The 25,249-nt window shown below is 42.4% G+C and carries 24 protein-coding genes; 8 read left to right on the forward strand and 16 right to left on the reverse strand.

Going from position 1 to position 25,249, the window contains the following annotated elements:
• Window positions 1-42: 42 nt before the first annotated feature.
• From ACM0OR_RS06800 to ACM0OR_RS06825, 6 genes are all read left to right on the forward strand, one after another.
• The gene (locus ACM0OR_RS06800) at window positions 43-531 is read left to right on the forward strand and encodes a phage tail protein (protein ID WP_414575568.1); all 489 of its coding nucleotides are present in this window, start codon (window positions 43-45) and stop codon (window positions 529-531) included.
• A gap of 65 nt (window positions 532-596) precedes the next feature.
• Complete coding sequence (locus ACM0OR_RS06805; protein WP_414575570.1) at window positions 597-1,061, forward strand: phage tail protein; 465 nt, start codon at window positions 597-599, stop codon at window positions 1,059-1,061.
• A gap of 124 nt (window positions 1,062-1,185) precedes the next feature.
• Window positions 1,186-1,677, forward strand: a complete 492-nt coding sequence (locus ACM0OR_RS06810) for a phage tail protein (RefSeq protein ID WP_414575571.1) — start codon at window positions 1,186-1,188, stop codon at window positions 1,675-1,677.
• Window positions 1,678-1,703: 26 nt separating this feature from the next.
• Complete coding sequence (locus ACM0OR_RS06815; protein ID WP_414575572.1) at window positions 1,704-2,000, forward strand: hypothetical protein; 297 nt, start codon at window positions 1,704-1,706, stop codon at window positions 1,998-2,000.
• An 87-nt stretch (window positions 2,001-2,087) separates the two neighbouring features.
• Window positions 2,088-2,465 carry a phage tail assembly protein gene (locus ACM0OR_RS06820; RefSeq protein ID WP_414575573.1) on the forward strand — a complete coding sequence of 126 codons (378 nt, stop codon included), beginning with the start codon at window positions 2,088-2,090 and terminating at the stop codon, window positions 2,463-2,465.
• 17 nt (window positions 2,466-2,482) lie between these two features.
• The gene (locus ACM0OR_RS06825) at window positions 2,483-2,614 is read left to right on the forward strand and encodes a DUF6760 family protein (protein WP_414575575.1); all 132 of its coding nucleotides are present in this window, start codon (window positions 2,483-2,485) and stop codon (window positions 2,612-2,614) included.
• Window positions 2,615-2,704: 90 nt separating this feature from the next.
• On the opposite strand, the gene ACM0OR_RS06830 is transcribed toward ACM0OR_RS06825, so the two are convergent.
• From ACM0OR_RS06830 to ACM0OR_RS06860, 7 genes are all read right to left on the reverse strand, one after another.
• A complete protein-coding gene (locus ACM0OR_RS06830; protein ID WP_414575576.1) occupies window positions 2,705-3,709 on the reverse strand; it encodes an aspartate carbamoyltransferase catalytic subunit in 1,005 nt (334 codons plus the stop codon).
• Between the two features lie 146 nt (window positions 3,710-3,855).
• On the reverse strand, window positions 3,856-5,208 hold the full coding sequence (mgtE, locus tag ACM0OR_RS06835) for a magnesium transporter (RefSeq protein WP_190699476.1): 1,353 nt from the start codon (window positions 5,206-5,208) through the stop codon (window positions 3,856-3,858).
• A 386-nt stretch (window positions 5,209-5,594) separates the two neighbouring features.
• Window positions 5,595-8,066: an ATP-dependent DNA helicase RecG gene (gene recG, locus ACM0OR_RS06840; RefSeq protein WP_414575577.1), complete on the reverse strand. Its 2,472-nt coding sequence runs from the start codon at window positions 8,064-8,066 to the stop codon at window positions 5,595-5,597.
• A gap of 179 nt (window positions 8,067-8,245) precedes the next feature.
• Window positions 8,246-9,139: a hypothetical protein gene (locus ACM0OR_RS06845; RefSeq protein ID WP_414575578.1), complete on the reverse strand. Its 894-nt coding sequence runs from the start codon at window positions 9,137-9,139 to the stop codon at window positions 8,246-8,248.
• Window positions 9,140-9,421: 282 nt separating this feature from the next.
• Complete coding sequence (gene tsf, locus ACM0OR_RS06850; protein WP_414575579.1) at window positions 9,422-10,363, reverse strand: translation elongation factor Ts; 942 nt, start codon at window positions 10,361-10,363, stop codon at window positions 9,422-9,424.
• Window positions 10,364-10,710: 347 nt separating this feature from the next.
• The gene (gene rpsB / locus ACM0OR_RS06855; protein WP_414575580.1) at window positions 10,711-11,502 is read right to left on the reverse strand and encodes a 30S ribosomal protein S2; all 792 of its coding nucleotides are present in this window, start codon (window positions 11,500-11,502) and stop codon (window positions 10,711-10,713) included.
• 205 nt (window positions 11,503-11,707) lie between these two features.
• Complete coding sequence (locus ACM0OR_RS06860) at window positions 11,708-12,673, reverse strand: glycosyltransferase family 2 protein (RefSeq protein ID WP_414575617.1); 966 nt, start codon at window positions 12,671-12,673, stop codon at window positions 11,708-11,710.
• 551 nt (window positions 12,674-13,224) lie between these two features.
• Between ACM0OR_RS06860 and ACM0OR_RS06865 the strand changes: the two genes are divergently transcribed.
• The gene (locus ACM0OR_RS06865) at window positions 13,225-15,393 is read left to right on the forward strand and encodes a PhoX family protein (RefSeq protein ID WP_414575581.1); all 2,169 of its coding nucleotides are present in this window, start codon (window positions 13,225-13,227) and stop codon (window positions 15,391-15,393) included.
• A gap of 122 nt (window positions 15,394-15,515) precedes the next feature.
• Here ACM0OR_RS06865 and ACM0OR_RS06870 read toward each other — a convergent pair whose 3' ends face one another.
• The gene (locus tag ACM0OR_RS06870; RefSeq protein WP_414575583.1) at window positions 15,516-16,058 is read right to left on the reverse strand and encodes a PEP-CTERM sorting domain-containing protein; all 543 of its coding nucleotides are present in this window, start codon (window positions 16,056-16,058) and stop codon (window positions 15,516-15,518) included.
• A gap of 145 nt (window positions 16,059-16,203) precedes the next feature.
• Window positions 16,204-16,800 carry a MarC family protein gene (locus tag ACM0OR_RS06875; RefSeq protein ID WP_190699457.1) on the reverse strand — a complete coding sequence of 199 codons (597 nt, stop codon included), beginning with the start codon at window positions 16,798-16,800 and terminating at the stop codon, window positions 16,204-16,206.
• 142 nt (window positions 16,801-16,942) lie between these two features.
• On the opposite strand from ACM0OR_RS06875, the gene ACM0OR_RS06880 reads away from it, so the two are divergent.
• Entirely contained in the window at window positions 16,943-17,758 is an 816-nt protein-coding gene (locus ACM0OR_RS06880) for a carbon-nitrogen hydrolase family protein (protein WP_414575584.1), read from the forward strand.
• 75 nt (window positions 17,759-17,833) lie between these two features.
• On the opposite strand, the gene ACM0OR_RS06885 is transcribed toward ACM0OR_RS06880, so the two are convergent.
• The 7 genes from ACM0OR_RS06885 to ACM0OR_RS06915 all read right to left on the reverse strand — a co-directional run bounded on the left by ACM0OR_RS06885 (window position 17,834) and on the right by ACM0OR_RS06915 (window position 24,980).
• Window positions 17,834-18,412: an HMA2 domain-containing protein gene (locus ACM0OR_RS06885; protein WP_414575585.1), complete on the reverse strand. Its 579-nt coding sequence runs from the start codon at window positions 18,410-18,412 to the stop codon at window positions 17,834-17,836.
• A gap of 314 nt (window positions 18,413-18,726) precedes the next feature.
• Window positions 18,727-19,035, reverse strand: coding sequence for a DUF5132 domain-containing protein (locus ACM0OR_RS06890; protein WP_414575586.1), 309 nt, complete (start codon window positions 19,033-19,035; stop codon window positions 18,727-18,729).
• A gap of 75 nt (window positions 19,036-19,110) precedes the next feature.
• The gene (locus ACM0OR_RS06895) at window positions 19,111-21,432 is read right to left on the reverse strand and encodes a heavy metal translocating P-type ATPase (protein ID WP_414575587.1); all 2,322 of its coding nucleotides are present in this window, start codon (window positions 21,430-21,432) and stop codon (window positions 19,111-19,113) included.
• A gap of 136 nt (window positions 21,433-21,568) precedes the next feature.
• The gene (locus tag ACM0OR_RS06900; RefSeq protein WP_414575588.1) at window positions 21,569-21,823 is read right to left on the reverse strand and encodes a hypothetical protein; all 255 of its coding nucleotides are present in this window, start codon (window positions 21,821-21,823) and stop codon (window positions 21,569-21,571) included.
• Window positions 21,824-21,858: 35 nt separating this feature from the next.
• Complete coding sequence (locus tag ACM0OR_RS06905) at window positions 21,859-22,989, reverse strand: HMA2 domain-containing protein (protein WP_414575589.1); 1,131 nt, start codon at window positions 22,987-22,989, stop codon at window positions 21,859-21,861.
• Between the two features lie 106 nt (window positions 22,990-23,095).
• Entirely contained in the window at window positions 23,096-23,614 is a 519-nt protein-coding gene (gene def, locus ACM0OR_RS06910) for a peptide deformylase (RefSeq protein ID WP_414575590.1), read from the reverse strand.
• A 79-nt stretch (window positions 23,615-23,693) separates the two neighbouring features.
• A complete protein-coding gene (locus ACM0OR_RS06915; RefSeq protein WP_190699434.1) occupies window positions 23,694-24,980 on the reverse strand; it encodes an HhoA/HhoB/HtrA family serine endopeptidase in 1,287 nt (428 codons plus the stop codon).
• Between the last annotated feature and the right edge of the window lie 269 nt (window positions 24,981-25,249).

Below are 25,249 nucleotides of genomic sequence, written 5' to 3' on the forward strand. Positions count from 1 at the left end.
ATACAAAAACAAATCCTGTTGTTAATTTAAGGAGTTGCAAATATGCCCAGCGAACTAAAACCAATTGCCGCCAGTAACTTTTACTTTGAAATAGATGGCATGACCGATATGGCTTTTAGCAAAATTGGTGGTGTCAAATTTGAAGCTAAAGTCAAAGGTCAAGATAAACCTTTAATGTCTACTAAAGGTGGGTTTTCTATTCGACAAATTAACTCTGCTGGTTTTGAAGGACTATTTACAATCGAGGTGACAACCCTCATGAGTGGTGATAGTGATAGCACTAGCAAGAAAATGTATGATTGGTTTAAAAAGTGTATGCCTAAAACCGAAAAGGGTGAAGGTAAATGGGCAGAAGGTAAAAAAACAGGCTCTATCGTTGCCTATGATACTGATGGAAAAGAAGTAATGCGTTGGGAGTTAAAAGAAGCTTGGCCTTCTGAATATAAAATCGGTGATTTAGACGTAAATGGTAATGACTATATTGAAGAAACTTATACATTAACTTGCGAAAACCTTAACAGAATGATATAGATTTGACTCTGAAATCTAGCTGATTCATACAAACAATTCTGAAACTATTTTGGGAGATTTAATTTATGGCAGAGTTTATTTCTAACGCCAAGTTTTACTGGGAAGCCGATGGACTTACTGAGATTTTAATTCAAAAAATTAGTGGGATGCAAATGAAAATGGTAGTTGCAGGTGGAGACGCACCTATCGGTGTTACCAAAGATGGCAAAACTCAAACACAAGCTACCATTGGTGGCGTAGAATGTTCTGAGATTACTATCGAATGTGTCGCAACTGCTGAATCTAAACAATTGCTTGATTGGTATAACAAATGTCACGCCGAAGCTCTTTCAGGAGGTAAATCTGAAGGACGTAAAAATCGTAAATTGGGAAAAATCTCTATTTATGATGGTGAACAAGAAAAAGTTCAGTACGAATTTACAGATGTCTTTCCTACTAGTTACGCAACAAGTGATTTTTCCGCCGGTGCTGGTGAGTTACTCACAGAAACAGTTACGGTAGGCTTCACCTATTTTGTACGCAAAAAGTAAAAAAAGTTTGTAGTGTACCCCTCCGGGGAAGCAAGCTACGCGGAGCGTCTCGCAGAGAGGACTTTAGTCCTCTCTTGTAAGAGGACTAAAGTCCTCACTACGAACAAATGAGAGGTAATTAATCATGGCGGATTTTCCAGAAATCCTGACTAATAGCCGTTTTTATTTAGAATTAAAACTTGCTGGTAGCCAAGAACCTATCGATGGCTACTTTATGGAATGTCAAGGATTTAAAACTACACAAGAAGTCATAGAAATATCCGAAGTTACACCTCAAACTTGGGGTAAAGCCGGAAATGCTAATGGTCGTATTGTCCGCACTAAAATTCCTGGTAATATAACTTATTCCAACATAATTTTACGCCGTGGTTTAACTATTTCTATGACTATATGGAATTGGTTAGCTGCTATCCAAGAAGGGAATTGGAGTGAACAAAGGCGGGATGGTTCTCTAGTAATTTATAACCAAGCGGCTGAAGAAAAGTTTAGATTGGAGTTTAAAAATGCCTGGCCTAGTAGTTATATAATTTCTGATGTTAAAGCTGATGGTAGTGAACATGAAATTGAGGAGATAGAAGTAGTAGTTGAAGAATTGAAACGAGTTAAAGTCAGTTAATTTTATGTTTTTGAGTTTAATATTGAATGTTACAAACTGAATTTGAATTTACTTTACCTAAAGGTTATCTTGATGAGGATGGGAATTTACACCGCAAAGGAGTAATGCGTTTATCTAGAGCCATTGATGAAATTGTACCGTTACGTGACCCCCGTGTTAAATTAAATCCGGCTTATGCTACGGTGATTATTTTATCTCGTGTGATTACTCGTTTAGGTGCTTTAGATGAAGTTACACCTGCGGTAGTTGAAACCTTTTTTGCCTGCGATTTAAGTTATTTACAGCAATTTTATCGCCAGATTAATGAATTAGAAGAGCAATAATCTTAAGAATGAGGAATAGAACTTTTCAAACTTTTTTTTGAATACTATTGTATAGAGTTTCTATTAATATTTAATGAATTAACATTTATGACTAATGACAATATTATTCACACAGAATTTGAGTTTATTCTACCCAGAGGTTTAGTAGATGCAGAGGGTAATTTACATCGTCATGGTGTGATGCGTCTGGCTATAGCTAAAGATGAAATTATAGTGCAAAAAAACCGCGCTGCTCAAGATAATTCTGGGTATGGAGTGATTGTGATGTTATCAAGAGTCATCACAAAATTGGGTAATTTAACAGAAATAACTCCTGATTTATTGGAAAATCTTTTTTCTAAAGATTTGGCGTATTTACGAGAGTTTTATAATCGCATTAATCAGCAAGGTGATGCTTACATTCCCGTGCAGTGTCCCCAATGTCAGAATCAGTTTCAAGTGGAGTTAGCTTTAGCGGGGGAATAGTTGGCTACCCCTCAGAAATGTTAGATGAGGAGGTAGCCTGTATTGCTTTTCATTTCCACTGGAGTTTATCAGATATTCTCACTTTAGAACATCGCGATCGCCGTCGTTGGGTCGGAGAAATCGGTAAAATCAAAGCGGACGAGTCCTGAGTCCTGAGTCCTGAGTCCTAAGTCCTGAGTCCTGAGTCCTGAGTCCTAAGTCCTGAGTCCTGAGTAAATAATTCTTTAATTTTGAATTGATTAGGTCTTCCCGCTACCCAACAAATACAACAACGCCATCCGCACAGCAACACCGCTTGTCACCTGCGACTGAATCAAACTAAATTCCGGGTCATCCATTAAATCAGAACTGATTTCCACACCTCGATTTACTGGCCCCGGATGCAAAACTTTGACATGAGGCTGACACAGTTGTAACTTAGCGCGGGTAATCCCAAATAACTGATGATATTCTCGTAAACTCGGCAGTAAATGGGCGGTCATACGTTCTTTTTGCAAACGCAATGTCATGACAAAATCAGCATTGTCTAAAGCCGGTTCTAACTGCCAATGAATGAATAGTTTACCTGGAGGTACTTCTATTCCTTCTGCATAGATATACTCACCAAAGAACTTAGGTAATAGAGTCGGTGGTGCAGCTAGATGTACTTCCGCACCACTGGCGATTAAACTCCAAATATTGGAACGGGCGACACGAGAATGTAAAATATCTCCTACGATCGCAATCTTTTTATCCTTTAATAGTTCCAGTCGGGGATTAGCTGGATCAATCAGACTACAAATTGTAAATAAATCTAGCAATGCTTGGGAAGGATGCTCATGTTGTCCATCGCCAGCATTGAGGACACTAACTTTCACACCTAAACGATCCATTTCATCCGCGATCGCATTTGGTACTCCGGCCTCTTTATGGCGGATCACCATAATATCAGTTCCCATCGCTAGATAGGTTTTCGCTGTGTCGAGAATTGTCTCGCCTTTAGTCATGGAAGAAGTAGCAGCCGAAAAGTTCAGTGTATCTGCACTCAGGCGTTTAGCAGCGATTTCAAAACTGCTACGAGTGCGGGTAGATGGTTCAAAAAATAAATTCGCCACCACTTGTCCCTGCAAAGTCGGTACTTTCTTCGTTCGCCGTGATAATACCTCCCGAAAACTAGCAGCCGTTTGTAAAACGATATCGTATTCAGCAGGGGTGAAGTCGGCTAAAGACAGGACGTGATGACGATTCCAAGTAGATGTAGGCATGGACTGGGGATTGGGGACAAATCAAGTCAAAAGTCAAAATTAAATAACTCTTGGGGACTGGGGACTGAGGACTGAGGACTGGGGATGGGTAGAAAAGCTAGAAACAACTTTACCCCTACACCCCTAAACCCCTACACCCCTCCTTTCTAAGTTGGTAAATTAAAAACTTTCAAAGCTACAGAAATCATACTGAGGAAAGTTAAAAACCCAATTGTATCAAGCATGGTGGTGACTAAGGGGCCGCTCATGAGGGCAGGGTCTAGCTTTAGGCGTTTTAAAGCCATTGGCAGCAGAGTCCCAAGGGTTACAGCTACCATTGTATTAGTTGCCATGACCACTCCGGCAATTAAAGCGACCCATCTCTCTTGGGGTTTAGCCCAAATTAGCGAAAGGGCAAACATCGTTATAGCTAAAACTACTGCTGTACCTAAACCTGCGAGAATTTCCTTACGGAGAATTTTCATAGTATCTTTGGGTGTGACTTCCCCCACCCCCAAACCTCGGATAGTAACTGTGAGTGATTGAATGCCCACAGTACCACCTGTATTAGAAAATATAGGCATAATTACCGCTAATACTGGCACAGCCGCAATTACCGATTGAAATGGCGCGATCGCACTTGCAGCTCCAATATACAAAGCCATAATCCCCAACAACCAAGGCAAACGCTTACGCATAGTCACTTGGGGAGAAGACAAAGTATCTTCATCACCGCTAGCACCTGCCAATCTTTGGAAGTCTTCTGTCGCTTCTTCTTCTAAAACATCGACTACATCATCAATCGTAATAATACCGACTAATCGCTCCTCCTTGTCAACCACAGGGATAGCGATTAAGTCATAGCGTTTCATGATTTGGGCGACTTCTTCTTGGGGTGTATCAGTTCTTACCTTAATGACGCGATCGCTAGCAATATCTCGAATCAAAACTTCCGGGAAGGTAAACAACAACTGTCGCAGTGACACAACCCGCCCCAGCTTACGGTTATCATCTGTGACATAAGCATAGTAGATGGTTTCTTTGTCTTCATCTTGACGGCGAATCTTACTGAGGGCTTCTCCTACAGTCAATCCTTCCCGCAACCGCACATATTCTGTAGTCATGATCCGCCCGGCCGTACCTTCGGGATAACCGAGAATAGTTGCAGTTGCTTGCCGTTGTTCTGGACTCAGCTCTCGCAATAGCCGTTTAATGACTACAGCAGGCAATTCATCAAATAATTCTGCCCGTTCATCAGGACTCATTGCTTCTACAAGTTGCACCACTTGAGTATCATGTAGAGAATTGATGAGTTCTTCCTGAACCTCTGTTGGTAAATATTCAAATACATCAATTGCTTGATCTTTGTTGAGCAAACGAAAAGCGATCGCACGCTTTTTTTCGGGCAATTGTGCAATATATTCTCCCACATCCACAGGTGGCGACTGATTTAAATCCCACTTCAGCTGGTTTAAGTCAGCAATATCGATGAGCGAATTGCGAATATCCTGTGTGAGCATGATACTACCTCCTATAGTCTCCCCCGCGTTGGGAGACTAACTCGCCAACTCAGAGGAGGATGATACTGCCATCTAGTGGACTTTTGTCCATAAAATTCCAAAAATTGAACTCGATATTGAATTAAAGCACCGCTAAACAACAATCCTAACTCGGAATTTGTTTAACCGCATAGGTTTTGATGGAAAATGTACAATATTTTGACTTTTCCATATAAGTTCACTATATCGCCATGATTTTTAATTAGCTGTAAATTCTACTATTATCAGCATCTATCTCCAGCTTATTTGAGCATAACTGACTACAGAAGTTAGCAAATTCTCGGCGTAACTTTGCGCTTACCTCCGCGCCCCTCTGCGTTTAAACTTCCACCTCAATTCACACCCAATCAAGTTAAAATAGCACCACCCATCAAACGTTCATAGCGATATTTCAACTCTGCCTTCATTAAAGTCCAACGCTCTAAACTAGCATCTATTTCTATTACTTTCTCCGCCGCTTGCCTTGCTAACAATAAAACTTCCTCATCTTCTACTAAACTAGCCAAAGTAAAATCCGCCACGCCTGATTGGCGAGTCCCTAAAACCTCTCCCGGCCCTCGAAACCGCATATCCATTTCCGAAATGAAAAAGCCATCTTGGGACTGTTCCAAAACTTTTAATCGTTGTTGAGCATCAGGACTTTTGGAACTACTCATCAATAAACAGTAGGATTTAGCTGCACCCCGGCCAACCCGTCCTCGCAATTGGTGCAGTTGTGACAAACCAAATCGCTCCGCATTTTCAATGAGCATCACTGTTGCATTAGGTACATCTACACCAACTTCCACAACAGTAGTAGAAACTAAAATCTGCGTTTGATTATCACGGAACTTAGTAATGGCTTCGTCCTTCTCAACCGAACTCATGCGCCCATGCAACAACCCCACCTGAAACTCTGGAAAAATACTTTCTTTCAGCTTTTGGTGTTCTTCCACAGCCGATCGCAAATCTAGTTTCTCAGATTCTTCCACCAAAGGTAATACTACATAAACTTGCCTACCTTGGGCAATTTCTCGCCGCATCAGGTCATAAGCAGAGGTGCGTTGCTGACTGGTCAATGCAGTCGTTTGAATTGCTTGTCGTCCTGGTGGTAACTCATCAATCTGGCTGACATCCAAATCCCCATGTACAGTTAACGCCAGTGTGCGGGGAATCGGGGTAGCAGTCATAGTTAATACATGGGGTTGTTCACCTTTTTGTTGTAACAACGCCCGTTGTTTTACTCCAAAACGATGCTGCTCATCAATTACCACTAACCCCAAGCGTTGAAAGTTTACAGTGTCTTGAATTAAGGCGTGAGTTCCCACTAGTAAGGGTAATTCACCAGTTACTAGCTGTGAATGGATTTCTCGCCGTTTCACAGTTTTAGTTGAGCCTGTCAGTAATTCCACTGGCAAATGTAACAAGTTAAACCAGCTAACTAACTTACGATAATGCTGCTCTGCCAAAACTTCTGTCGGGGCCATTAAGGCTGCTTGGTAGCCCGATTGAATGGCAGCTAAAATTGCCACTACCGCCACAACAGTTTTACCTGAACCCACATCACCCTGTACTAGCCGATTCATCGGTGTAGTTTTTTGCAGGTCGTTGAGGATATCATTCAGGACTCGTTGCTGTGCGCCGGTGAGTTGAAATGGTAGGACTTCGTAGAATTTCTCAATTAACTGTCCTTTGGGAGCGAGAATAGCACTAGTTTGGATAGCTTTGGCTTGCTGCTGACGTTGTAATAAACCTAGTTGTAGGTAGAAAAATTCATCAAAGACCAAGCGACGACGGGCAGTTTTGAGACTATCGCTATCGTCAGGGAAATGGATATTAGCGATCGCATCCTTTAATTCCATCAAACCATACTTTTCCCGCAAACCTTTGGGCAATGGGTCTTTCAGTTGCGCCGCCGCAGGTAAAACCGCAATCACCGCCTCTCGTACCATATTCGCCATCACTCCCTCAGTGAGAGCATAAATTGGTACTACCCGCCCCATAGTTAAGGATTCAATGCTATCCCCTGGATTTGCCAACACTTCCAACTCAGGGTTATCCAGCGTCAAGCCGTATTTACTACCTTTCACTAACCCACAAGCCGCCACCACACTCCCCACTGGGTAGCGTCGTTTTAGAGTTTCTTGCCAAGCACGACTGGTAAAACGCGCCCCCGCCCAAAAACGACCTACCTTAATTTGACCCGTATTATCTTTGAGAACTAATTCTAAAATCAATAATTTTTGATTTTTGGGGCTAGTAAAGCAGTTGCAACGTTTGACTGTAGCCACAATTGTCACCGTTTCACCCCCCTGCAACTCCCGGATATTCACCTGACGGGCATAGTCAATATGGTCACGGGGGTAGTAAAACAGTAAATCCCGCACGGTGTACAAACCCAAAGCCGCCAATTTATCAGCTTTACGAATGCCTATTTCTGGTAAATCACTGAGTTTTTGGTCAATTTTGGGAGCTAATCTCCTGCTAACTTCTGCTACAAGCGGCGCAGAATTAGGCACTTTAGATTTATAACTTTTCCCCTGCTCCCCTGCTCCCCTGCTCCCCTGCTCTTTTTCCAGTTGATAAAGATATCTCCGCGTTTCCGCTATTAAATGTTGACGCTCTTTCAGTTGCAGATTGGGATAATTAGCAAATTGCGCTGCCATTTCTTGCCAGCGTCGGCGTTCCATTGGCGGTAAACTCGTAGGGAATTTCCCAAATGTCAGGCTGAGAAATTCACTGAAGCGGTATTGTCTACCCACCAAGTCTGTAAAGCCGTGTTCTGCTTCTACTGCCAAGGCTTTATGTAAGCGTATCCAATCTGGCTGATCGTTAGTCATTACTCATTAGTCATTACTCATTACTCATTACTCATTAAGCATTGGGCATTAGTTACTACCCCATAGATAAATCTAGAAGTTTGGACAATGATGCTACGCATTTTTCGATTTTCCATAACTTAAATTAGGGGCTTGAAACCATAAATTACGAATTACGAATTACGAATTATGAATTATAGCTAATTCTCATACCAACTAGCTCGCCATGCAGCTTCTGCTTCTGCAATTGAGCGTTCCCTTTGCTTTCTTTGATACTCTCTTCCTAGTTTATTCAGTTGTACTAAAATGTCACGAATTTGCTTGCGACTAGCAGCAAGTGTCGCATCAGCAAATTCTATTTCTCCTAACCGCAAATTAATAGTCATAATTCGGGTTAAGCTGGATTCTTCTACATCTTGCTCATCTTCAATTTCAATAACTAAGTTTAAGATGTTAGGCGGCCCTGGCATCATTTCTGCTGAAGCTTCCGAGGCGGCGGCGGCGGCGGCTTCTAAAATGGGTTCTGGTAATTTTTGCGGCAAAACTCCAGCTTTTTGTAAGATCAAATTAGCTTCATGGGAAACTTTTCTCAGGGTGCGTTGGGTTTCAGCTTCTACGTGCTGTTGCCATTTTGCTAATTCGATTGGGTTAGAAATGTCAAAAATATGAGGTTCAGGAGCAGAATCAGGAGATTGTTCAATATCTGAGGATAATAAGCCAGATGTGACTTCTTCATCTGCCTCATTCTCCATGCTGTCAATATCTCCCTCATCTTCAACGGTGTCGGAAGTTGCAATTATTTCTACATCTTCCTCAATCATCAGATGAGTAAGTAATACCTCTGCTGCTTGTTGACCCAAATTGCGGATACTTTGTTGTAATTTTTGTCGCTGATTTAATGACAACTTCAGAAAATTTTCGGGATACCCTTGGGTACATAGGTGGTAACTTGCCAGAATTAACTGTTTTCGTAGTGCTTGACCCAAGGCTGCTAAATAATTAGTATAAGCACTTTGGAGTTCTGTGGCGATCGCTTGAATTGCTTCTTGCAACACCGCAATATCCCGTTCAATTCGCTCAATTGCTCTGGCCATATTTTTATCCACTTGAGCCTTAATAGTACAAATGTATGTAATTATTGGCAAATAATCATCTATATTCTTTAAAATTTTAAATAAAATACAGGTCAGGCTATTTGCTTGACCTGTCTGTAAAAAGTGCTGAGTGCTGAGTTGTGAGTAACGAGTGCTGAGTTACGAGTAACGAGTGATTCTATCATTTCTCAATACTTATGTACTTATACTTGATGTCTAAGCATTGTAGAAGTCTTTTAACTCATTACTCATTACTCATTACTCATTACTTATTACTCAGAACTATTTCGCACCCATTTGAGCGGCAACTTCTTCAGCAAAATTGCTTTCTTGCTTTTCAATGCCTTCGCCTAGGATATAGCGAACAAAGCGGCGTGCTGAGATATCTTCGCCGACTTTAGCCTTCACTTGCTTCATTAAGTCTTCTACAGAAATACTTTGGTCGCGAATGTAAGGTTGGTCTAGCAAAGTCATTTCTTTCAGGCGTTTTTCAATTCGTCCCTGAACGATTTTTTCTCTGATGTTTTCTGGTTTGTTAGCCAAGTCATCCTTGCCCATTTCGATGTCTTTTTCTTTGTTGACAAATGCGGCAGGAATTTGGTCTACACTGACATATTCCACATTGGGACAAGCTGCAACTTGCATTGCGGCGTTCCGAGCCAATGCTTGGAATTCTTCGTTGCTAGCAGCTGCTTCAGATTGAGAATTCAGCTCGACTAACACACCAACTCGACCACCAGTATGAATGTAGCTATCTACTACTCCTGGTGTATCCCCGATGGCGTAATTTACAAAGCGACGTACCTGAATGTTTTCACCTAAACTAGCAGTGGTTTGCTTGATGAATTCATCTACGGTGACGTTATTATCTTCAATGTAGGGTTGAGCTAGCAAAGACTCAACACTATCGGCAGTCGCGGCTTGCTGGGCTAGACTTTTAACTAGAGCTTTAAAAGCATCGTTACGGGCAACAAAATCTGTTTGGCAGTTCACTTCAATGAGTACGCCGACTTTGCCATCCGGTCGAATGTAGGTTTCTACCAGACCTTCTGCCGCAATGCGATCGCTTTTTTTACCCGCAGAGGCGATGCCTTTTTTCCGTAGCCAGTCTGTAGCTAGTTCTATATCGCCTTCATTTTCTTTCAGTGCCTTTTTGCAGTCCATCATGCCTGCACCAGTTTTTTGGCGTAGCTCTTGGACGAGTTTTGCAGATATTTCCGCCATGTTGCCTCAATTCCTAACTTGACCTTGAGTTGTAATCGCTCACCAAAACAGTGCTGAGTTAAAAGTGATGAGTGCTGAGTATCTAGGCTAGAAGTATTTGAAACTTATTTGCTTTGCTCGCGCTTTTTTAATAGAGAAACAAGCAATTTTTTGTTGTTTAGTTCTCCAAACTTGAGCTATTGGGATCATACTCAGCACTCGTAACTCAGGACTCAACACTATGCAAGAGTTTTGAGTATTTCTATCTTACTCAGGGCTGGGGAAGAAAAACGATGAAATTTCAACTCTTGAAGATGAAGTATGAAATGTGAGCTTTTTATTGTTCATGCTTCATCCTCATGTTGTGCTTATTCTCCCTCTTCTCCTTCGGGAGCAGACTCAGCGTAATCACTTTCGTCGTATTCGTAATCTTCCTCGCCGCCTTCGTAGTCTTCGTAGTCTTCTTCTGTATCTAGCTGACCGTGACGACCTTCATAAATAGCGTCCGCCAATTTACCAACGATCAATTTAATTGATCTGATAGCGTCGTCATTTGCTGGAATGGGAATATCTACTACATCTGGATCACAATTTGTATCCAGCATCGACACGATGGGGATTGAGAGTTTTTGGCATTCTTGAACGGCGTTATATTCCCGACGCTGGTCTACAATTACCACCACATCAGGGACTTTCCGCATCGTTTTGATGCCGCCCAAATATTTTTGTAGTTTTGTCATTTCGCGACGCAGCATAGATGCTTCTTTTTTCGGCAATAAATCTAATGCACCGTTTTCTTCCCGACGTTCCAAGTCTTTGAGGCGGTCTACTCTAGTTTTAATGGTTGCCCAGTTAGTGAGCATTCCACCCAACCACCGTTGATTAATATAATGAGAACCGCAACGGGCAGCTTCTTGGGCGATAATACCTGCTGCTTGCCGCTTAGTGCCAACAAAGAGAAACTTTTTACCTTGCTCCGCTTGCGATCGCATATAGTTATACGCATCATCCATCAAATGGGCTGTTTGCACCAAATCAATGATGTGTACACCATTACGAGATGTGTAGATGTAAGGAGACATCTTAGGATTCCAGCGTCGGGTCTGATGACCAAAGTGAACTCCTGACTCCATCATTTGAGCCAATGAAACTACTGGCATATATTTTCTTTCTCCTATTCGGGTTAAACCTCCACCCAGGTGTATCTCCCAAATTGGAAACACCCGAATTCCTGGATGTGCGGAATTTTAGACAACCCCCCTAGGGTAGCACATTTATGCTTGGGCATTGGGTATATAAATTCAAAATTCAAAATTGAATAACTCCCCACTCATTACTCATTACTCATTACTCATTACTCAGCACTCACTCCCCACTCAATTGAGCATAAGCCTCATAAACACCCTTGACGTTGTACCAGTTGAGGAAAATTCGGGCAATTTCTAAAGCTAGCTGTGGCTTGCCTAAATTAATCAACCATTGTAAAAACGGGGTCATTGTCCGTTCATTTAATGCGCCGTTGAGTGATAGAAGCCCCCATAGTAAACGATGAAACCAAGTCATTTGAATCATCATTTTGACTTCCCAAGTTGGGTGCTTTTGATAAAATAAAACGCCCATGCGACCGCGTTGAATTTCTTTCTCGATTAAGTTGGGAATTTGGTCTAAGTTAAATGCTGGATGCCAGTGATAACCAACGGCTGCTGGGCATTTGATGAGTTTTAAGCCTAGATTTTTCAGCCTGACACCAAGTTCTAAATCTTCCCAGCCGTAGAGTTGAAAGCCAGTGTCAAACAATCCGGCTTCTTTTAACCAGTGTTTGGGAATGGCGACGTTCCCTGTAGCGAAAAACGCGGCGGAGAAATCTGTGATTTTATAGGGTTCGGCGGTGGGATTGTCGAAATTGCAAGTATTAATGACTGCACCGTAGGTAAAAAAGCGATCGCTTGCTAATTTCTCTTGACCCTGCACTAAAGCATCTGCATGAGCTTGCAGGAAATTTTCGAGGACAACTAAATCACTATCTATAAATATAACGATGTCCCCATGTGCCTGTTCTACGCCCAAATTTCGCGCCGCCGCAGGCCCCGCATGGTCTTGCTCAAACCAGCGCACATGGGGAAACTCTTCTTTGTGTGCTGCTAACCAATCCAATGTACCGTCAGTAGAACCATCATCTACTAAGACAACTTCATAATCACCTACAACACTTGATGCACTCAGTTGCTGCATCTCCAAAGCCTGTAGGCATTTTTCTAAAATTGGCTGGCGATTATAAGTTGGTATCACAACGCTGATAAACACAGTCTCACCCACAACAGAACTACCCATCTCCAGGATAGGACAGTCCGACACTTAACACAGTTCCTAGTTCGTAGTAAGGACTTTATTCCTTGGAAGATAAGGACTGAAGTCCTTACTACGAACACTGACAACAAAGCAGTATTTTCTCTCAAAAAATACTTGTTAATAAACTTTAATTAATGAATATATAACCTGGCGTTAACAATCATTGATTAAATTTCAATAATTGTTGCCAGTATGAGCAGCTTTGACAGGTTTAGAAAATATTTGGAAAGTATGTTGTAATACAAACATTTAATTAGAACCGACACAATAACTTCCTATCGGTAGGGTTTGTGAGTCTGTTATTACTATGATTACTTCAATATGAATCTAGGAAAACAGCAAGGTTTATCTGACTTAATCAAATATTTTCTAATTTTGTAATTTATGCTGCTCATTCACTGTTGTAAAGCCAGGGAAATTGAATATTTTATGTAATTTTTTAGAGCGTTTATTGACAATTACGATTGCTCTTTCCTTTAAAGAATGAACTGAACAGTAAGTAAAGCCGTCAATCCCAAAATGGAGAACAGAGAATGAAAGGACGCTTTCACCCGAAAAATAATGTAACGCTCAATCAATCTAAGAACGAGTCAATCCGTGACGTGATTGATCGTGTGAGTCTAAGTCGTCGGCGGTTCATCATGACAGCTGTGGGTACGTCGGTACTAACTGTTCTAGGTGATGTTTCTATTGGTGGCTTTCTCCAAAGTGTTGAAGCAGCACCAATTCCCAAAGGAACAGGATTTGCTGGCATTGGCTTCAAGAGTATTCCGCCAAATTTACGCAACCCAGCGACAGGACTCTTAGAAAAGGATTTGGTTAGTGTTCCTGAAGGTTACACAGCCAAAGTGTTGATTGCTTGGGGAGACCCAATCATGCCCACCGCACCTGACTGGCTACCAGATGCCTCCCAAGATGCTGCGGCTCAAGAAATGCAGTATGGTATGCACGTTGATGGTATGCACTATTTCCCTCTACAACCAGGGAATGCTGTTGGTCGGACAGTTGGTTCACAAGCCAGATCATTAAGAGGCTTTTTAAATCAGGACATAAACACTGGCCTGTTGTGTGTAAACCACGAATATACCCAGGAAACAATTCTGCATGGTTCAGAAGGTCTGAGTCCGGTCACAATTCAGAAGGTGCGTAAGTCTCAGGCTGCTCATGGTGTGTCTGTTGTAGAAATTACCAAGAATGGTAATGACTGGACTTTCAACCGCAATTCGTCTTATGGTCGCCGCATTACTGCCAATACCCCAATGCGAATTTCCGGTCCTGCGGCTGGTAGTGATTTGTTGAAATCCAAAAAGTTTGCTATCAACCCAGATGGCTCTGTTGAGATTGGCACAAACGACGGTTTCACCGCTTATGGTACAGCAAACAACTGCGCTCATGGTTACACTCCTTGGGGTACTTACTTAACCTGTGAGGAAAACTGGAATGGTTACTTCGGTAACAATGGTGAGCCTTTAGCTTCCACTCCAGGGATTGCAGATTCAGAAGTTCTAGCAGGACAAAATCGGTACGGTCTTTCCGCTAATGGTTTCGGCTATCGTTGGCATGAAGTTGACCCACGCTTTAACAACCGCACCAACCCACTCGAACCCCACACCTTCGGCTGGGTAGTAGAAATCGATCCATACACTCCCGGAAGCACACCCGTTAAACGTACAGCCCTGGGACGCTTCAAGCATGAAAGCGCACAAGTTGTTGTTGATGACAATAATCGTGTAGCGTTCTATCAGGGTGACGACGAGCGTAACGATTACATTTACAAGTTCGTTTGCGCCCAACCCTATAATCCTGGAAATCGTGATGCTAACCGCGATTTGCTCGATACTGGTGTTCTTTATGTTGCTAAGTTCAATGACAACGGTACTGGTCAATGGATACCTCTAGTCTATGGACGAAATGGTCTGACACCACAGAACGGTTTCAATAGCCAAGCTGAAGTATTGGTTAAGACACGTCAAGCTGGTGATAGAGTCGGCGCAACCATGATGGATAGACCAGAGTGGGTAGCTGTACGTCCTCGGATTGGTGGATTTAGAGAGATCGAAGTCTACTGCACCCTGACCAACAATAACCGCCGTGGTACAGGAAACCCCCCTACTGTCAACCAACCAGACGGTTCAACGGCTGGAGGTAGTGCGCGTCCTCCCCTGGATGCTGCTAACCCACGTCCTGACAACCGCTACGGTCATATTATTCGCTGGCGCGAAGATGGACGCAGTGTTGCAGCTACTACCTTCAAATGGGATATTTTCATTGAAGCCGGCGATAAAACAAGACCTGAAGCAAATCTCAAAGGCAACATTCAAGGTGATGACCTCAGTTCACCAGATGGTTTGTGGTTCGATGATTTCGGTCGTCTGTGGATTCAGACTGACCACTCAGGTGATGGTGTTGGTGATTTGGTAAACATCGGTAGTAACACAATGTCGTGTGCTGACCCCAACACCAAACAGGTGAGACGTTTCCTAACTAGCCCTACTGATTGTGAAGTAACTGGTGTTATCACTACACCTGATGGTAAAGCGATGTTTGTCGGTATCCAGCACCCTGGTGATGGTGGGACTACCGCGAATCCCACCCAGAACAGCCACTGGCCTTACAGTCAAGGTTATGGTCTACCTGGCCGTCCTCGTTCATCAACGGTAGTTATTACCCGCAATGATGGTGGCGTTATTGGTGGTCTGTAATTTAAAATTTTCCCTCCGATAATTTTTGTAGAGATGTTGCAGTGCAGCATCTCTATTTTTTTAGACAACAGAAAAGACAGGTATAAAACCTGCCTAACTAGTAATGTTACCAACTAGTATTTCTAGCCTACTACTGCGGCTTTCTTCTTACGATTTATCCACAGACCCAGAGTAGCTGCGATCGCAGTTCCACCAACAGCAAATGGTTCTGGTACTTTCGCGTAGCTGACTGTACCTACTTGCGTTGTATTTACTGATCCGCTAATTGTGTAGAAAATGTTTCCTCCTACCTCTGGGGTATTAACATCACTGCCGATAATAAACTGATCAGCAACAAAATAGCTAAGTCCTTGAAGACTGCCATTGTTGAAAGTGACTATAGGGTACAAGTCGAAATCAAGATCATCAGCCTCTGTATAGTTATTACCTAAGTAGTTGAATGCTACTTTTAATCCATTCTCAACTCCTAAAATCTCAGAACCTAAACCAGTTAAGAATGAATCATCATATTTAAAAGAACCGAAATACTGGCCAGGATCGTCGCCAGATGTAGCGTTGACAGTGAAATTGTAATTAACTATGGCAGCTTGTGCTGCTCTAGGTGCGATCGCCGCTACAGAGATAGCAGCAAAAGTAGCAATGCCTAAGCTCTTAGCTAATTTCATTAAATAATACTCCCAGGCTAAAAAGTGACTCGTTACGCAATTACACTTAATAACCCTTCAATCAATGACTACAGGTTAAGGAATATCAAATAAGAGGTTAAGTAGTAATAGCTTGACCGTAAAATTACGGCTATGACTGCGTTTTCTACTGCAAAAACAATTCTCTAATCCCGGTGCTACCAATCTCTACCGCCAAAGCAGCCAACAGAAAACCTAATAGTTGCGTGACAATCACCGCACCTTCAACACCAATCAAACTATCAATCTTGTTTGCCAAACGCAAAATTAACCAAGTAACAAACATCGCCCCCAAAACCCCCAACACTACAGCCAGATGGGGACTCTGGGACTTAGACATGAATAACATCACGGTTGTTAGCGTACCTGGGCCTGCTAACAAAGGCAAAGCTAAAGGCGTAATTGAGATATCCCGCCCTTGTTCATGAATGGGTGTATCTAATTCTCCCCTGAGCATTTGCAAGGCGATTAACAGCAGTAATAATCCCCCAGCCACCCGCAACGACCCCATGCTAATTTCTAAATAAGTCAAAATATATTGACCAGCAAAGGCAAATATTAGCAGAACTGCGATCGCTACAACCATTGCCTTATCAATGACTTTATTTCTTTCTTCTGGTGTTATACCCTTAGTTAAGGCTAAAACCACTGGTATATTACCTATGGCATCTGCCAAGACAAAGACTGCAATAAAAGTTTGAATGAGAATAGCAGTATCAACCATCACGCCCAATTCATCAAGGTTTAATAACAACAGTCAACAAATTTTGGATTTTGAATTTTAAATTGATTTCCCCTTTGTCAGATATTGAAGTAACGGTATATTTGATTATCTATCGCACACAACTACATTGCTTGCTAAGTCTATGAAGTCTTATTTAGCCGCCGCTATTCAAATGACCAGTGTGCCAGATTTACAAAAGAATTTGGTACAAGCTGAAGAATTAATTGATCTGGCTGTGCGCCGAGGTGCAGAGTTAGTGGGGTTGCCAGAAAATTTTTCATTTATGGGAGAGGAAAAAGATAAACTGGCACAAGCAGAAGCGATCGCCCATGAAAGTGAAATTTTCATCAAAAAAATGGCGCAACGCTACCAAATTACCATCTTAGGCGGTAGCTTCCCCGTACCCGTCGGAGATACAGGTAAGGTCTATAACACGACAATTTTACTTGACCCTAGTGGTGAAGAACTCGCCCATTACAATAAGGTTCACCTGTTTGATGTGAATGTTCCTGACGGTAATACCTACCGGGAATCTAGTACAGTCGTAGCCGGTGAGCAACTACCACCAGTCTATTTCTCAGAAACTTTGGGAAATATCGGGGTGTCTATTTGCTATGATGTCCGCTTCCCTGAACTCTACCGTCATCTGTCAACTAAGGGTGTAGATGTGATTTTTATACCTGCTGCTTTTACAGCGTTTACAGGTAAAGACCACTGGCAAGTATTACTACAAGCTAGAGCCATTGAAAATACAGCCTACGTGATTGCTCCAGCCCAAACTGGTAATAATTACGGTCGTCGTCTTACTCACGGACACGCGGTAATTATTGACCCTTGGGGGACAATTTTAGCTGATGCTGGCGATAAACCGGGAGTGGCGATCGCTGAAATTAATCCCTCACGTCTAGAACAAGTCCGCCGTCAAATGCCTTCTCTACAACACCGAGTATTTAATTAGGGACTGGGGACTGGGGAATGGGGAGCAGAGGATAAGGCATAAGCTATTCAATTTTGAATTTTGAATTGTTATGCCCTATTCCCCACTAGACTTTTGTGGGGTAATTCCATGTAGTTTGATAAAACTATCAAAGGAATACCAAGCCAACACATACCAAGGAATAATTTCAAACTGCAAACCTTTGATTATTAACTGTCTCACTGCCAAAATACTCAGTCCCAAGGGAAAGAGAAAGCGGATATCTACAACACCATCTGTTGCTTGTTTGACTCGTTTATTCAAATCTACAACTGTACTAGCTACAGTTGTGGCAGCTTTGGTGTTACCATCTGTAATCTCTGCAAAAATTATGCCTAAATCTTGTAACGTTGCTAATACATCTTTGAAGCTGCCATTTGTACCATCATGCTTAATTAAAATACTGCCATGATCAATATTAGTTCGCACTTCTTGAACGTTAGGCTTGGCTTCTAGTGTATTAGCAATGTGTTGCATGGTGTCAGCCTGACGGTGAGCATGGGCAACTCTCAACCTGAGTCTACCTGGAGTATCACTAACAATTTTGGTAGATATAGGCTGGGATGATTTATTAAAATTGATGCGCTCTTTAACTGTTGGCATTGTAGTCAAATTCCCATGACTATTTGTTAACATCAACTCACCTCCCTAAATTAGTTAATTCGTAATTCACAATAAATTCGATTTATAAAAGAAATATTAATGTTTTTCCAAATATCATTTTTATTGAATATTTAAATAAATTATCAAAATTCTAGATATGGGTAAAACTAGTAGTCTATCAAGTTAGTTTTGACGGTTCGTAGTAAGGACTTTAGTCCTGATTTTTCTAAGGACTAAAGTCCTTACTACAAACTTACTTATCCCTCAATTCAAATATAATTATTTTGTTTGGAGTACATGAGTAATTGATCATCGGAAAACCCAATTACCAATTACCCATTACCAATCTAGACTCCATTCTCAGCCGAAGCATCAATTGTATTAGCAGCAGGTTCAAAAGCTGGTGTTTCTTTATCTTCTGCTAGTTCAGCTTTAGCTTCAGCAACTACATCTTCCCAAGTTTCGCCTAGTTCAGCAAAAGCACCTTTGCTTTTTTCATAAGCAACGATTCCGCCTTTGATGATTGATTTAGCTATGGGTTTACCGATACCTGCAAAAACAGGGAGAAGTACAGGAGCTAGTAATACTGCACCGATACCAGCGATCAGTCCGGGTGCGCCAGCGTCTTCAATAAAGTCGGTGATTTTAGGGGCCATAATTCATTCCTCCGATATTTAAATTGGAAAACTTGTATGAAAGCTTTTTAGCCTAGTCTTGCTAGATTTGTCATCTCATCTCCCTGATGGTAGAGCTTTTTGAGATGAATGCTTGAGAATGGGGCGTAAGCCGTTGACTCCAGCAACTATGGTTGAGCCGTTGTTAACAACAGTTGCTGCTAGGGGGTTCAAACCAAACAACACAGCCATAATTAATGCTCCCAAGTTAGGTATAGCAACAATACCGGTGTTTTGGCGAATTAAGTGCTTGGCTTGACGAGCGATCGCGATCGCTTCTAATAATCCATGCAAGTCATTTTGCATTAATACCAAGTCTGCTGTTTCACGGGCGATTTCTGAACCGTGGGCAAAGGATACAGATACGTCGGCGTAGGCTAAAGCTGGAGAATCATTGATTCCATCTCCTACAAATGCTACTGTCTTCCCTTGTTCGTGCAGTTGGCGGACTACTGTTGCTTTTTGTTCTGGAAAAGCTTCTGCGTGAGTATGGCTGGGTGCAATCCCCAATTCAGTCGCTACAGCTTGGGCTGTGCGCTTGTTATCACCAGTCAGCATATGCACCTCCACACCCTCTACATTCATCAGTTGGGAGATGACTTCCCGGCTTTCTGGGCGGAGAACATCACTATATCTTATTCTACCTTGAAGTTGCCCATTACTGGCGACATAAATTACCGAAGTGGCTTTTTGTCCGTTGCCGTTGAGTACCTCCATATTTATATCTTGCTGACACAAAAATCTTTCGCTACCCACGTACACAGTCTCGCCATCAATCTCAGCTTTTACACCTAAGCCAAGTTGATAATCCCACTTGCTACGGCTGGGAATGGTTACTTTTTGGGCTTCGGCATAGCGAATCACGGCCTCGGCTACTGGATGTGTTAAACGTTGCTCGGCGGCGGCGGCTATTGCCAAGATGCGATCGCTAGATATTTCCGAATTATAACTTTCGACCGCAATTACCGATACTTCTCCTTGGGTGAGTGTGCCTGTTTTATCAAAGACAATAGTATCAACTTCTGCTAGTTGTTCTAAGGCTCGACCACTACGGATGAGAATCCCTTGGCGAGCTGCATAGGAAAGTGCCGCTAATACGGTTGTGGGTACAGATACTCTAATCCCGGTAGCAAAATCAAGGGTCAAAACACTAGCTGCCCGTGCTGGGTTACGGGTAGCAGCAAATACAACTGCTCCTAGGAAAAGCGTCGGCACAACGGCTTTTTCCGCAAATTTGATGGCGTAATTCTCCATGCGGGTATCATGGACAGGAGCTTCTTGCATTAATTTGATGCTCTGTCCGGCGCGGGTGTCGTTACCTACTCTTTCCACTTGGATGTAAACCCGCCCTTCCCGTACCAATGTAGAAGCAAATACAGGCTGTCCTTTGGTTTTCAAAATAGGCACAGATTCGCCAGTTAACTTTTGCTCATCTAGGAGTGCCTTACCTTTAATAATGCTGCCATCTACTGGTACTTGTTCCCCAGGATAAACGATGACTGTATCTCCTGCTTGTACCTGTTGGATAGGGATTTGCACCTTCTCGCCATCTCGTTCAACCCAAACAAATTGTCCTAGGGAATTGAGTAAATCTAGGGTTTGCATTTTGGAGGAACGAGCAGTGCGATCGCGGATATTTTCGCCAATTTCAATTAAACTCAACATCAGCGATGGTGTGAGAAACTGTCCTTGGACGGTAGTAATGGCGATCGCCATAAGGTCTAAGAAGTCGATAGTAAATTTGCGTTGGGTCGTAATACCTACAAACGCTCTTTGAAATACGGGTAATGTCGCTAAGGCAATAGTTCCCGCCGTCAAAATAGGGGGGATCGACACTCCTAAAGGGCCACCCAGCACCGCTAAACCGGTGGCTAAGGCAGAAAGTTGCAATCCCGGCCAGGGTGTTTCTTCTTTGTCTTCTTGTGCAGCTAATGACTGTTTAGTATTGAGTGGGAGGATTCCCGGATCGCTAGCAGCCACAATGAGACAGCTAAGACGCGATCGCATTTTTATATCTGTAATCTTACTGTTTTTGTATATAACAACCACAGATGCCGCAGCTGGTTTGATTCTAGTCTGCGTGACTAGGGGATCAGCTTCTAACAAAGCTAACAGACGTTTTGCATAGTCTGTATCGTAGCGTAATCGAGGCACACGCCAGCGTAACCTACCTGGAACGGCATGGACGATATTGTGGCTAATTTGAGCAATCTGCTTGTGAGTTGGAACTTGAGCCGCAGTCACAAACACCTTGCTATGCTGTTTTTCTACTGTCTGATAAGAAACTATCGGCGTTACAAATTCCTCACTCTTGACTTCCACAACTTCTAAAGACTGAGGAATATGAGGCGACGCTAGTTGGATGGTTGTTTTTGCCATTGATTAATCCCTGATGCGCTGGATAAACTTGTTTTTGATAGTTGTCTCTTCGGTAAAAAAATAAAACTAGACCCCTAGGCAAAACCCTCTTTTGCCCTCGTGTTTTCAGCACTAACTCCCATCTGAAGAGATTGGACTAAATGCAGATTTGCAATTTTGTTAAATGCAGTAGGTTTTGGCAGCGATCCCCACCGATGGAATCAGATAGCCCAATTTCCTGATCTATCAAAGTGAACAGGTGTTGCAGATATATTTGATATTTACCAATTTTTGGGTCAGATAAAGTCAATTGTTCTAGCAATGCGTATGTGAGGTTATACGCTAGCTGTGCAGAATATGTGTAGTGATGTTCTCTCGGTCGCGGAACAGCATCTGATGCAGAATCGTCCATCTTGATTCCTCCCGGATTTCTAAGCTAGGAACTATTTAAAGTGGCAAGTTTGCGATAAAGTCTAAAGAATAAGATAGTGCTGAAGATTTCATATCAGCCCACCAACTGGATATATATATTGTTTGGACTTCAGCTGTTTTGATATTGTCTGGCTCAGTTAGCTGTTGAGCTACAACTGGCTCAGATGTAGGTGGTGTTGTCTGTAAGACTTCGCTGACGGGAACTTTTGGGGGGGTTGTCTCTAGGGCTAATTCCATTAGACTCACCCAATGAGATACAGCTATTTCTGCGTTTGGTTTGTAGGTAATTGCAATTGAGGCTGCATCACTATTGATTCGCACATTTTCGACTACTGGATCAGTTTTCAACAACTTCTCCAATCTCCGTCCATAGGCGCGATCGCTAGTCAATATTGGCAGGTGAAATCTAATTCTTCCAGGTATTTTATGTATAACACTATAGGTCACTTTAGCTGACCAGGTTGTTATCTCTCTATCTTGTTTCACAATCGGGGCTTTAGTTTCTTTGTTTGCAGATTTATCACCCCCATCTCCACTTTCACCGTTAAACTCACTAGCAATTAGTGGTTTTAAATAATCAATTACCCGACGCGTGGCATCTGCGGTAATCATATAGACTGGAATCGATGCTAAACCGCTAATCCCTAATCTGCCTGTAACTGCTAACCCTGTCATTAAGGGGATGAAAGATATGGTCTGCTCTTTCCAAAAGTCAACAGATTTCCATGCAGCAAAGGGGTCTGATACAGCTGCATCTGGGGATGTCTGAATATTTAGTTGTTGCAATATACCCAACATCTCGGACAGTGACAGTTGCTTTTCATCAAAGCTAACTACCAAGCTGCTGGTTTGCTTGTTGGTAGCAACTTCTTTCACACCTGGAAACTGCCCTAAGTATTGGATGATAGTCTTACAGTTGGAGCTAAAACTATCTTCAGTCGCTTTGATGCGTATGCGCCCATTGGTTGCGTGTACAACTTGCATACCAGTAGCAGAAAATCTTAATTGTGGCTCTGTAACCACTTTACTGCTATTCGTATTCATTTTCACTTCATTGTTGCGACGCTGAGTAAAGCTTAAGTCGAAAAATCTTGGCAGATGCAGATTTCGACTTAACCTTTCGCGACTAATAATAGTTTGTGACATCTATCCGATAGCTACACCCGACGTAAGGTTAACAATAGGTTAAGTATACATTAAAATAAATTGTTAGGTATCATTCTTAAGAAGATTTTTTGTTATGTATTGTTGACTACATTTTTTGGTATTCTTCTTCAGTGACCATATCTAGATTAGATTCTAGACGATCTACAAAAACAACGCCATCTAAATGGTCATACTCGTGCTGAAATATACGAGCTACAAAGTCAGTTAACTCTTGTTTTTGCAAGTTGCCATTGCGGTCGGTGTACTCAACTGCGATCGCTTGATACCGAGGAACTAAGCCTCTGATACCAGGAACGCTGAGACAACCTTCCCAATCTTTAACTACCTCATTTGAGTGAGCCACTATCTTCGGGTTGATCATGGCAGTTGGGATCATTTCCGGCGCGTTGGCATACCTGGCGTTAGGACGAGAAGCCACAATAAATAAACGAACAGATTCCGCAACTTGTGGTGCAGCAATGCCAACACCATTAGCTTTGGTAGCAGTAGTAATTAAATCATCAATTAATTGTTGAATACGTGCATCATGAACATTTTCCACCCAAGCAGCCTTGTGTCGTAATGTGCGATCGCCTAATTGGATAATGGGAAGTGATTCAGTCATGATGTAATGCTCGTTAAGAAATTTGAAGGGATTGGGGATTGGGGACTGGGAAAACTTCTACCTTCCTCGTCCCCTTCACTTATCCTTCTCTCTGCACAGGTAAAGGTGCAGGGTTGACTGCTAATTGTTGAGTTTGCCCATCACGGACTATTTCAACTTGTAAGGGAGTACCAATTTGGCTATTTTCTACTAGCTTTTGAACTTGTTCAACTGTGGTTACAGGTTGATTATTAATTTTTTGAATTATGTCTCCACTTCTGAGTCCAGCAATAGCGGCGGGAGAACGAGGGACAATTCTGACTAATAGAACACCTTGATCTGCTGTAATATTGATGCGATCGCCAAACCTTTCATTAAATCTTTCTCTAAATTTTGGCGTAAGAGTTACCATCTGAACTCCCACATAAGGATGATCCACTCTCCGCTTTTCAATTAACTCCTGGGAAATTCTCTTGACAGTGTTAACGGGAATAGCAAATCCTAAACCCTGTGCGCCTTGAATTATGGCTGTATTCATGCCAATTACCTGACCATTAGCATCAAGTAATGGGCCTCCAGAGTTCCCCGGATTAATGGCTGCATCTGTTTGCAAAAAGTCAACACGCTTATCACTCGCACCAATATCACTACTAGAACGGCCAGTAGCACTAATAATTCCAGAAGTAACAGTGTTATTCAAACCTAGAGGATTCCCAATGGCAATAACAGGTTGTCCTGGTTGTAAGTTATCTGAGTTCCCTAAAGATAATATGGGTAAGTTCTGAGCATTAATTTCAATCACAGCTACATCTGTTACTGGGTCTTGACCCCATACTTTTCCCTCAAAAGGCTCACGATTCTTGACAGTGACTGTTACTTCATCAGCACCATCTACTACATGAGCATTAGTCAGAATGTAAATCTTGCCATTGCCAGAATTTTTGATAATAAATCCTGAACCGCTACCTCTTTGTACACGCTGTCTAGGTTGTGATGGTATAGGCTCACCACGAAAAGGAAAGGGCATGAGGTCATTAAAGTCATTGGGGACACGAGTCGTCACGGTTCTGGCAGAATCAATCCTCACTACTGCATCCCCTACACTCTGCACGACTTTGACAACAAAGTTGGGATCTCCAGAGGATGCAATTATCGGTGGAGGTGCAACTTCTAGAGTGTTATCTGTCGTAGTTTGAGCTGCAACTTGCGCCTGAGATTCATTCGGTCGGTTTTGTAGTGTCTTAGTCGGTACAAGAGAGCAGCCTCCCAGAGATACCAGTGCTACCCCACTCAGGAGCATTAACTTTATACTTTTAATTCCCCTGTGCTGAAACCAACTCTCAAGATGAATATTTTTTAAGCCGCTAACGTACTCTGTTGTCTTCATGTGTCTTTATTTCTCCGTGTTGGTCAGGTGGTGCTAGGATTTCTTGAGTGCTGAGTTATGTTAGCGGTAGCGCGGCGTTTAGCCAGTGCTGAGTTGTGAGTGAGTATACTACTCAGTGCTGTTAGCGTAGAGGGGTGTACTAAGCTACGCAATAGGACTATCCCCTAGGGAACGTAGAGAAACCTGTGCTAAGTCATGATTAGTTTACCTCTACTCAGCACGCTGCTCAACGCCCCGCTCTGCTAACAGCACTCATAACTCATAACTCA

It is taken from the genome of Anabaena sp. CCY 9402-a (assembly GCF_963920945.1).
Taxonomy (GTDB): domain Bacteria; phylum Cyanobacteriota; class Cyanobacteriia; order Cyanobacteriales; family Nostocaceae; genus Trichormus; species Trichormus minutissimus.

Coding starts and splice junctions, on each gene's coding strand:
- ACM0OR_RS06800 (WP_414575568.1), top strand. CDS start 43: ATGCCCAGCGAACTAAAACCAATTGCCGCCAGTAACTTTTACTTTGAA.
- ACM0OR_RS06805 (WP_414575570.1), top strand. CDS start 597: ATGGCAGAGTTTATTTCTAACGCCAAGTTTTACTGGGAAGCCGATGGA.
- ACM0OR_RS06810 (WP_414575571.1), top strand. CDS start 1,186: ATGGCGGATTTTCCAGAAATCCTGACTAATAGCCGTTTTTATTTAGAA.
- ACM0OR_RS06815 (WP_414575572.1), top strand. CDS start 1,704: ATGTTACAAACTGAATTTGAATTTACTTTACCTAAAGGTTATCTTGAT.
- ACM0OR_RS06820 (WP_414575573.1), top strand. CDS start 2,088: ATGACTAATGACAATATTATTCACACAGAATTTGAGTTTATTCTACCC.
- ACM0OR_RS06825 (WP_414575575.1), top strand. CDS start 2,483: ATGTTAGATGAGGAGGTAGCCTGTATTGCTTTTCATTTCCACTGGAGT.
- ACM0OR_RS06830 (WP_414575576.1), bottom strand. CDS start 3,709: ATGCCTACATCTACTTGGAATCGTCATCACGTCCTGTCTTTAGCCGAC.
- mgtE (WP_190699476.1), bottom strand. CDS start 5,208: ATGCTCACACAGGATATTCGCAATTCGCTCATCGATATTGCTGACTTA.
- recG (WP_414575577.1), bottom strand. CDS start 8,066: ATGACTAACGATCAGCCAGATTGGATACGCTTACATAAAGCCTTGGCA.
- ACM0OR_RS06845 (WP_414575578.1), bottom strand. CDS start 9,139: ATGGCCAGAGCAATTGAGCGAATTGAACGGGATATTGCGGTGTTGCAA.
- tsf (WP_414575579.1), bottom strand. CDS start 10,363: ATGGCGGAAATATCTGCAAAACTCGTCCAAGAGCTACGCCAAAAAACT.
- rpsB (WP_414575580.1), bottom strand. CDS start 11,502: ATGCCAGTAGTTTCATTGGCTCAAATGATGGAGTCAGGAGTTCACTTT.
- ACM0OR_RS06860 (WP_414575617.1), bottom strand. CDS start 12,673: ATGGGTAGTTCTGTTGTGGGTGAGACTGTGTTTATCAGCGTTGTGATA.
- ACM0OR_RS06865 (WP_414575581.1), top strand. CDS start 13,225: ATGAAAGGACGCTTTCACCCGAAAAATAATGTAACGCTCAATCAATCT.
- ACM0OR_RS06870 (WP_414575583.1), bottom strand. CDS start 16,058: ATGAAATTAGCTAAGAGCTTAGGCATTGCTACTTTTGCTGCTATCTCT.
- ACM0OR_RS06875 (WP_190699457.1), bottom strand. CDS start 16,800: ATGGTTGATACTGCTATTCTCATTCAAACTTTTATTGCAGTCTTTGTC.
- ACM0OR_RS06880 (WP_414575584.1), top strand. CDS start 16,943: ATGAAGTCTTATTTAGCCGCCGCTATTCAAATGACCAGTGTGCCAGAT.
- ACM0OR_RS06885 (WP_414575585.1), bottom strand. CDS start 18,412: ATGTTAACAAATAGTCATGGGAATTTGACTACAATGCCAACAGTTAAA.
- ACM0OR_RS06890 (WP_414575586.1), bottom strand. CDS start 19,035: ATGGCCCCTAAAATCACCGACTTTATTGAAGACGCTGGCGCACCCGGA.
- ACM0OR_RS06895 (WP_414575587.1), bottom strand. CDS start 21,432: ATGGCAAAAACAACCATCCAACTAGCGTCGCCTCATATTCCTCAGTCT.
- ACM0OR_RS06900 (WP_414575588.1), bottom strand. CDS start 21,823: ATGGACGATTCTGCATCAGATGCTGTTCCGCGACCGAGAGAACATCAC.
- ACM0OR_RS06905 (WP_414575589.1), bottom strand. CDS start 22,989: ATGTCACAAACTATTATTAGTCGCGAAAGGTTAAGTCGAAATCTGCAT.
- def (WP_414575590.1), bottom strand. CDS start 23,614: ATGACTGAATCACTTCCCATTATCCAATTAGGCGATCGCACATTACGA.
- ACM0OR_RS06915 (WP_190699434.1), bottom strand. CDS start 24,980: ATGAAGACAACAGAGTACGTTAGCGGCTTAAAAAATATTCATCTTGAG.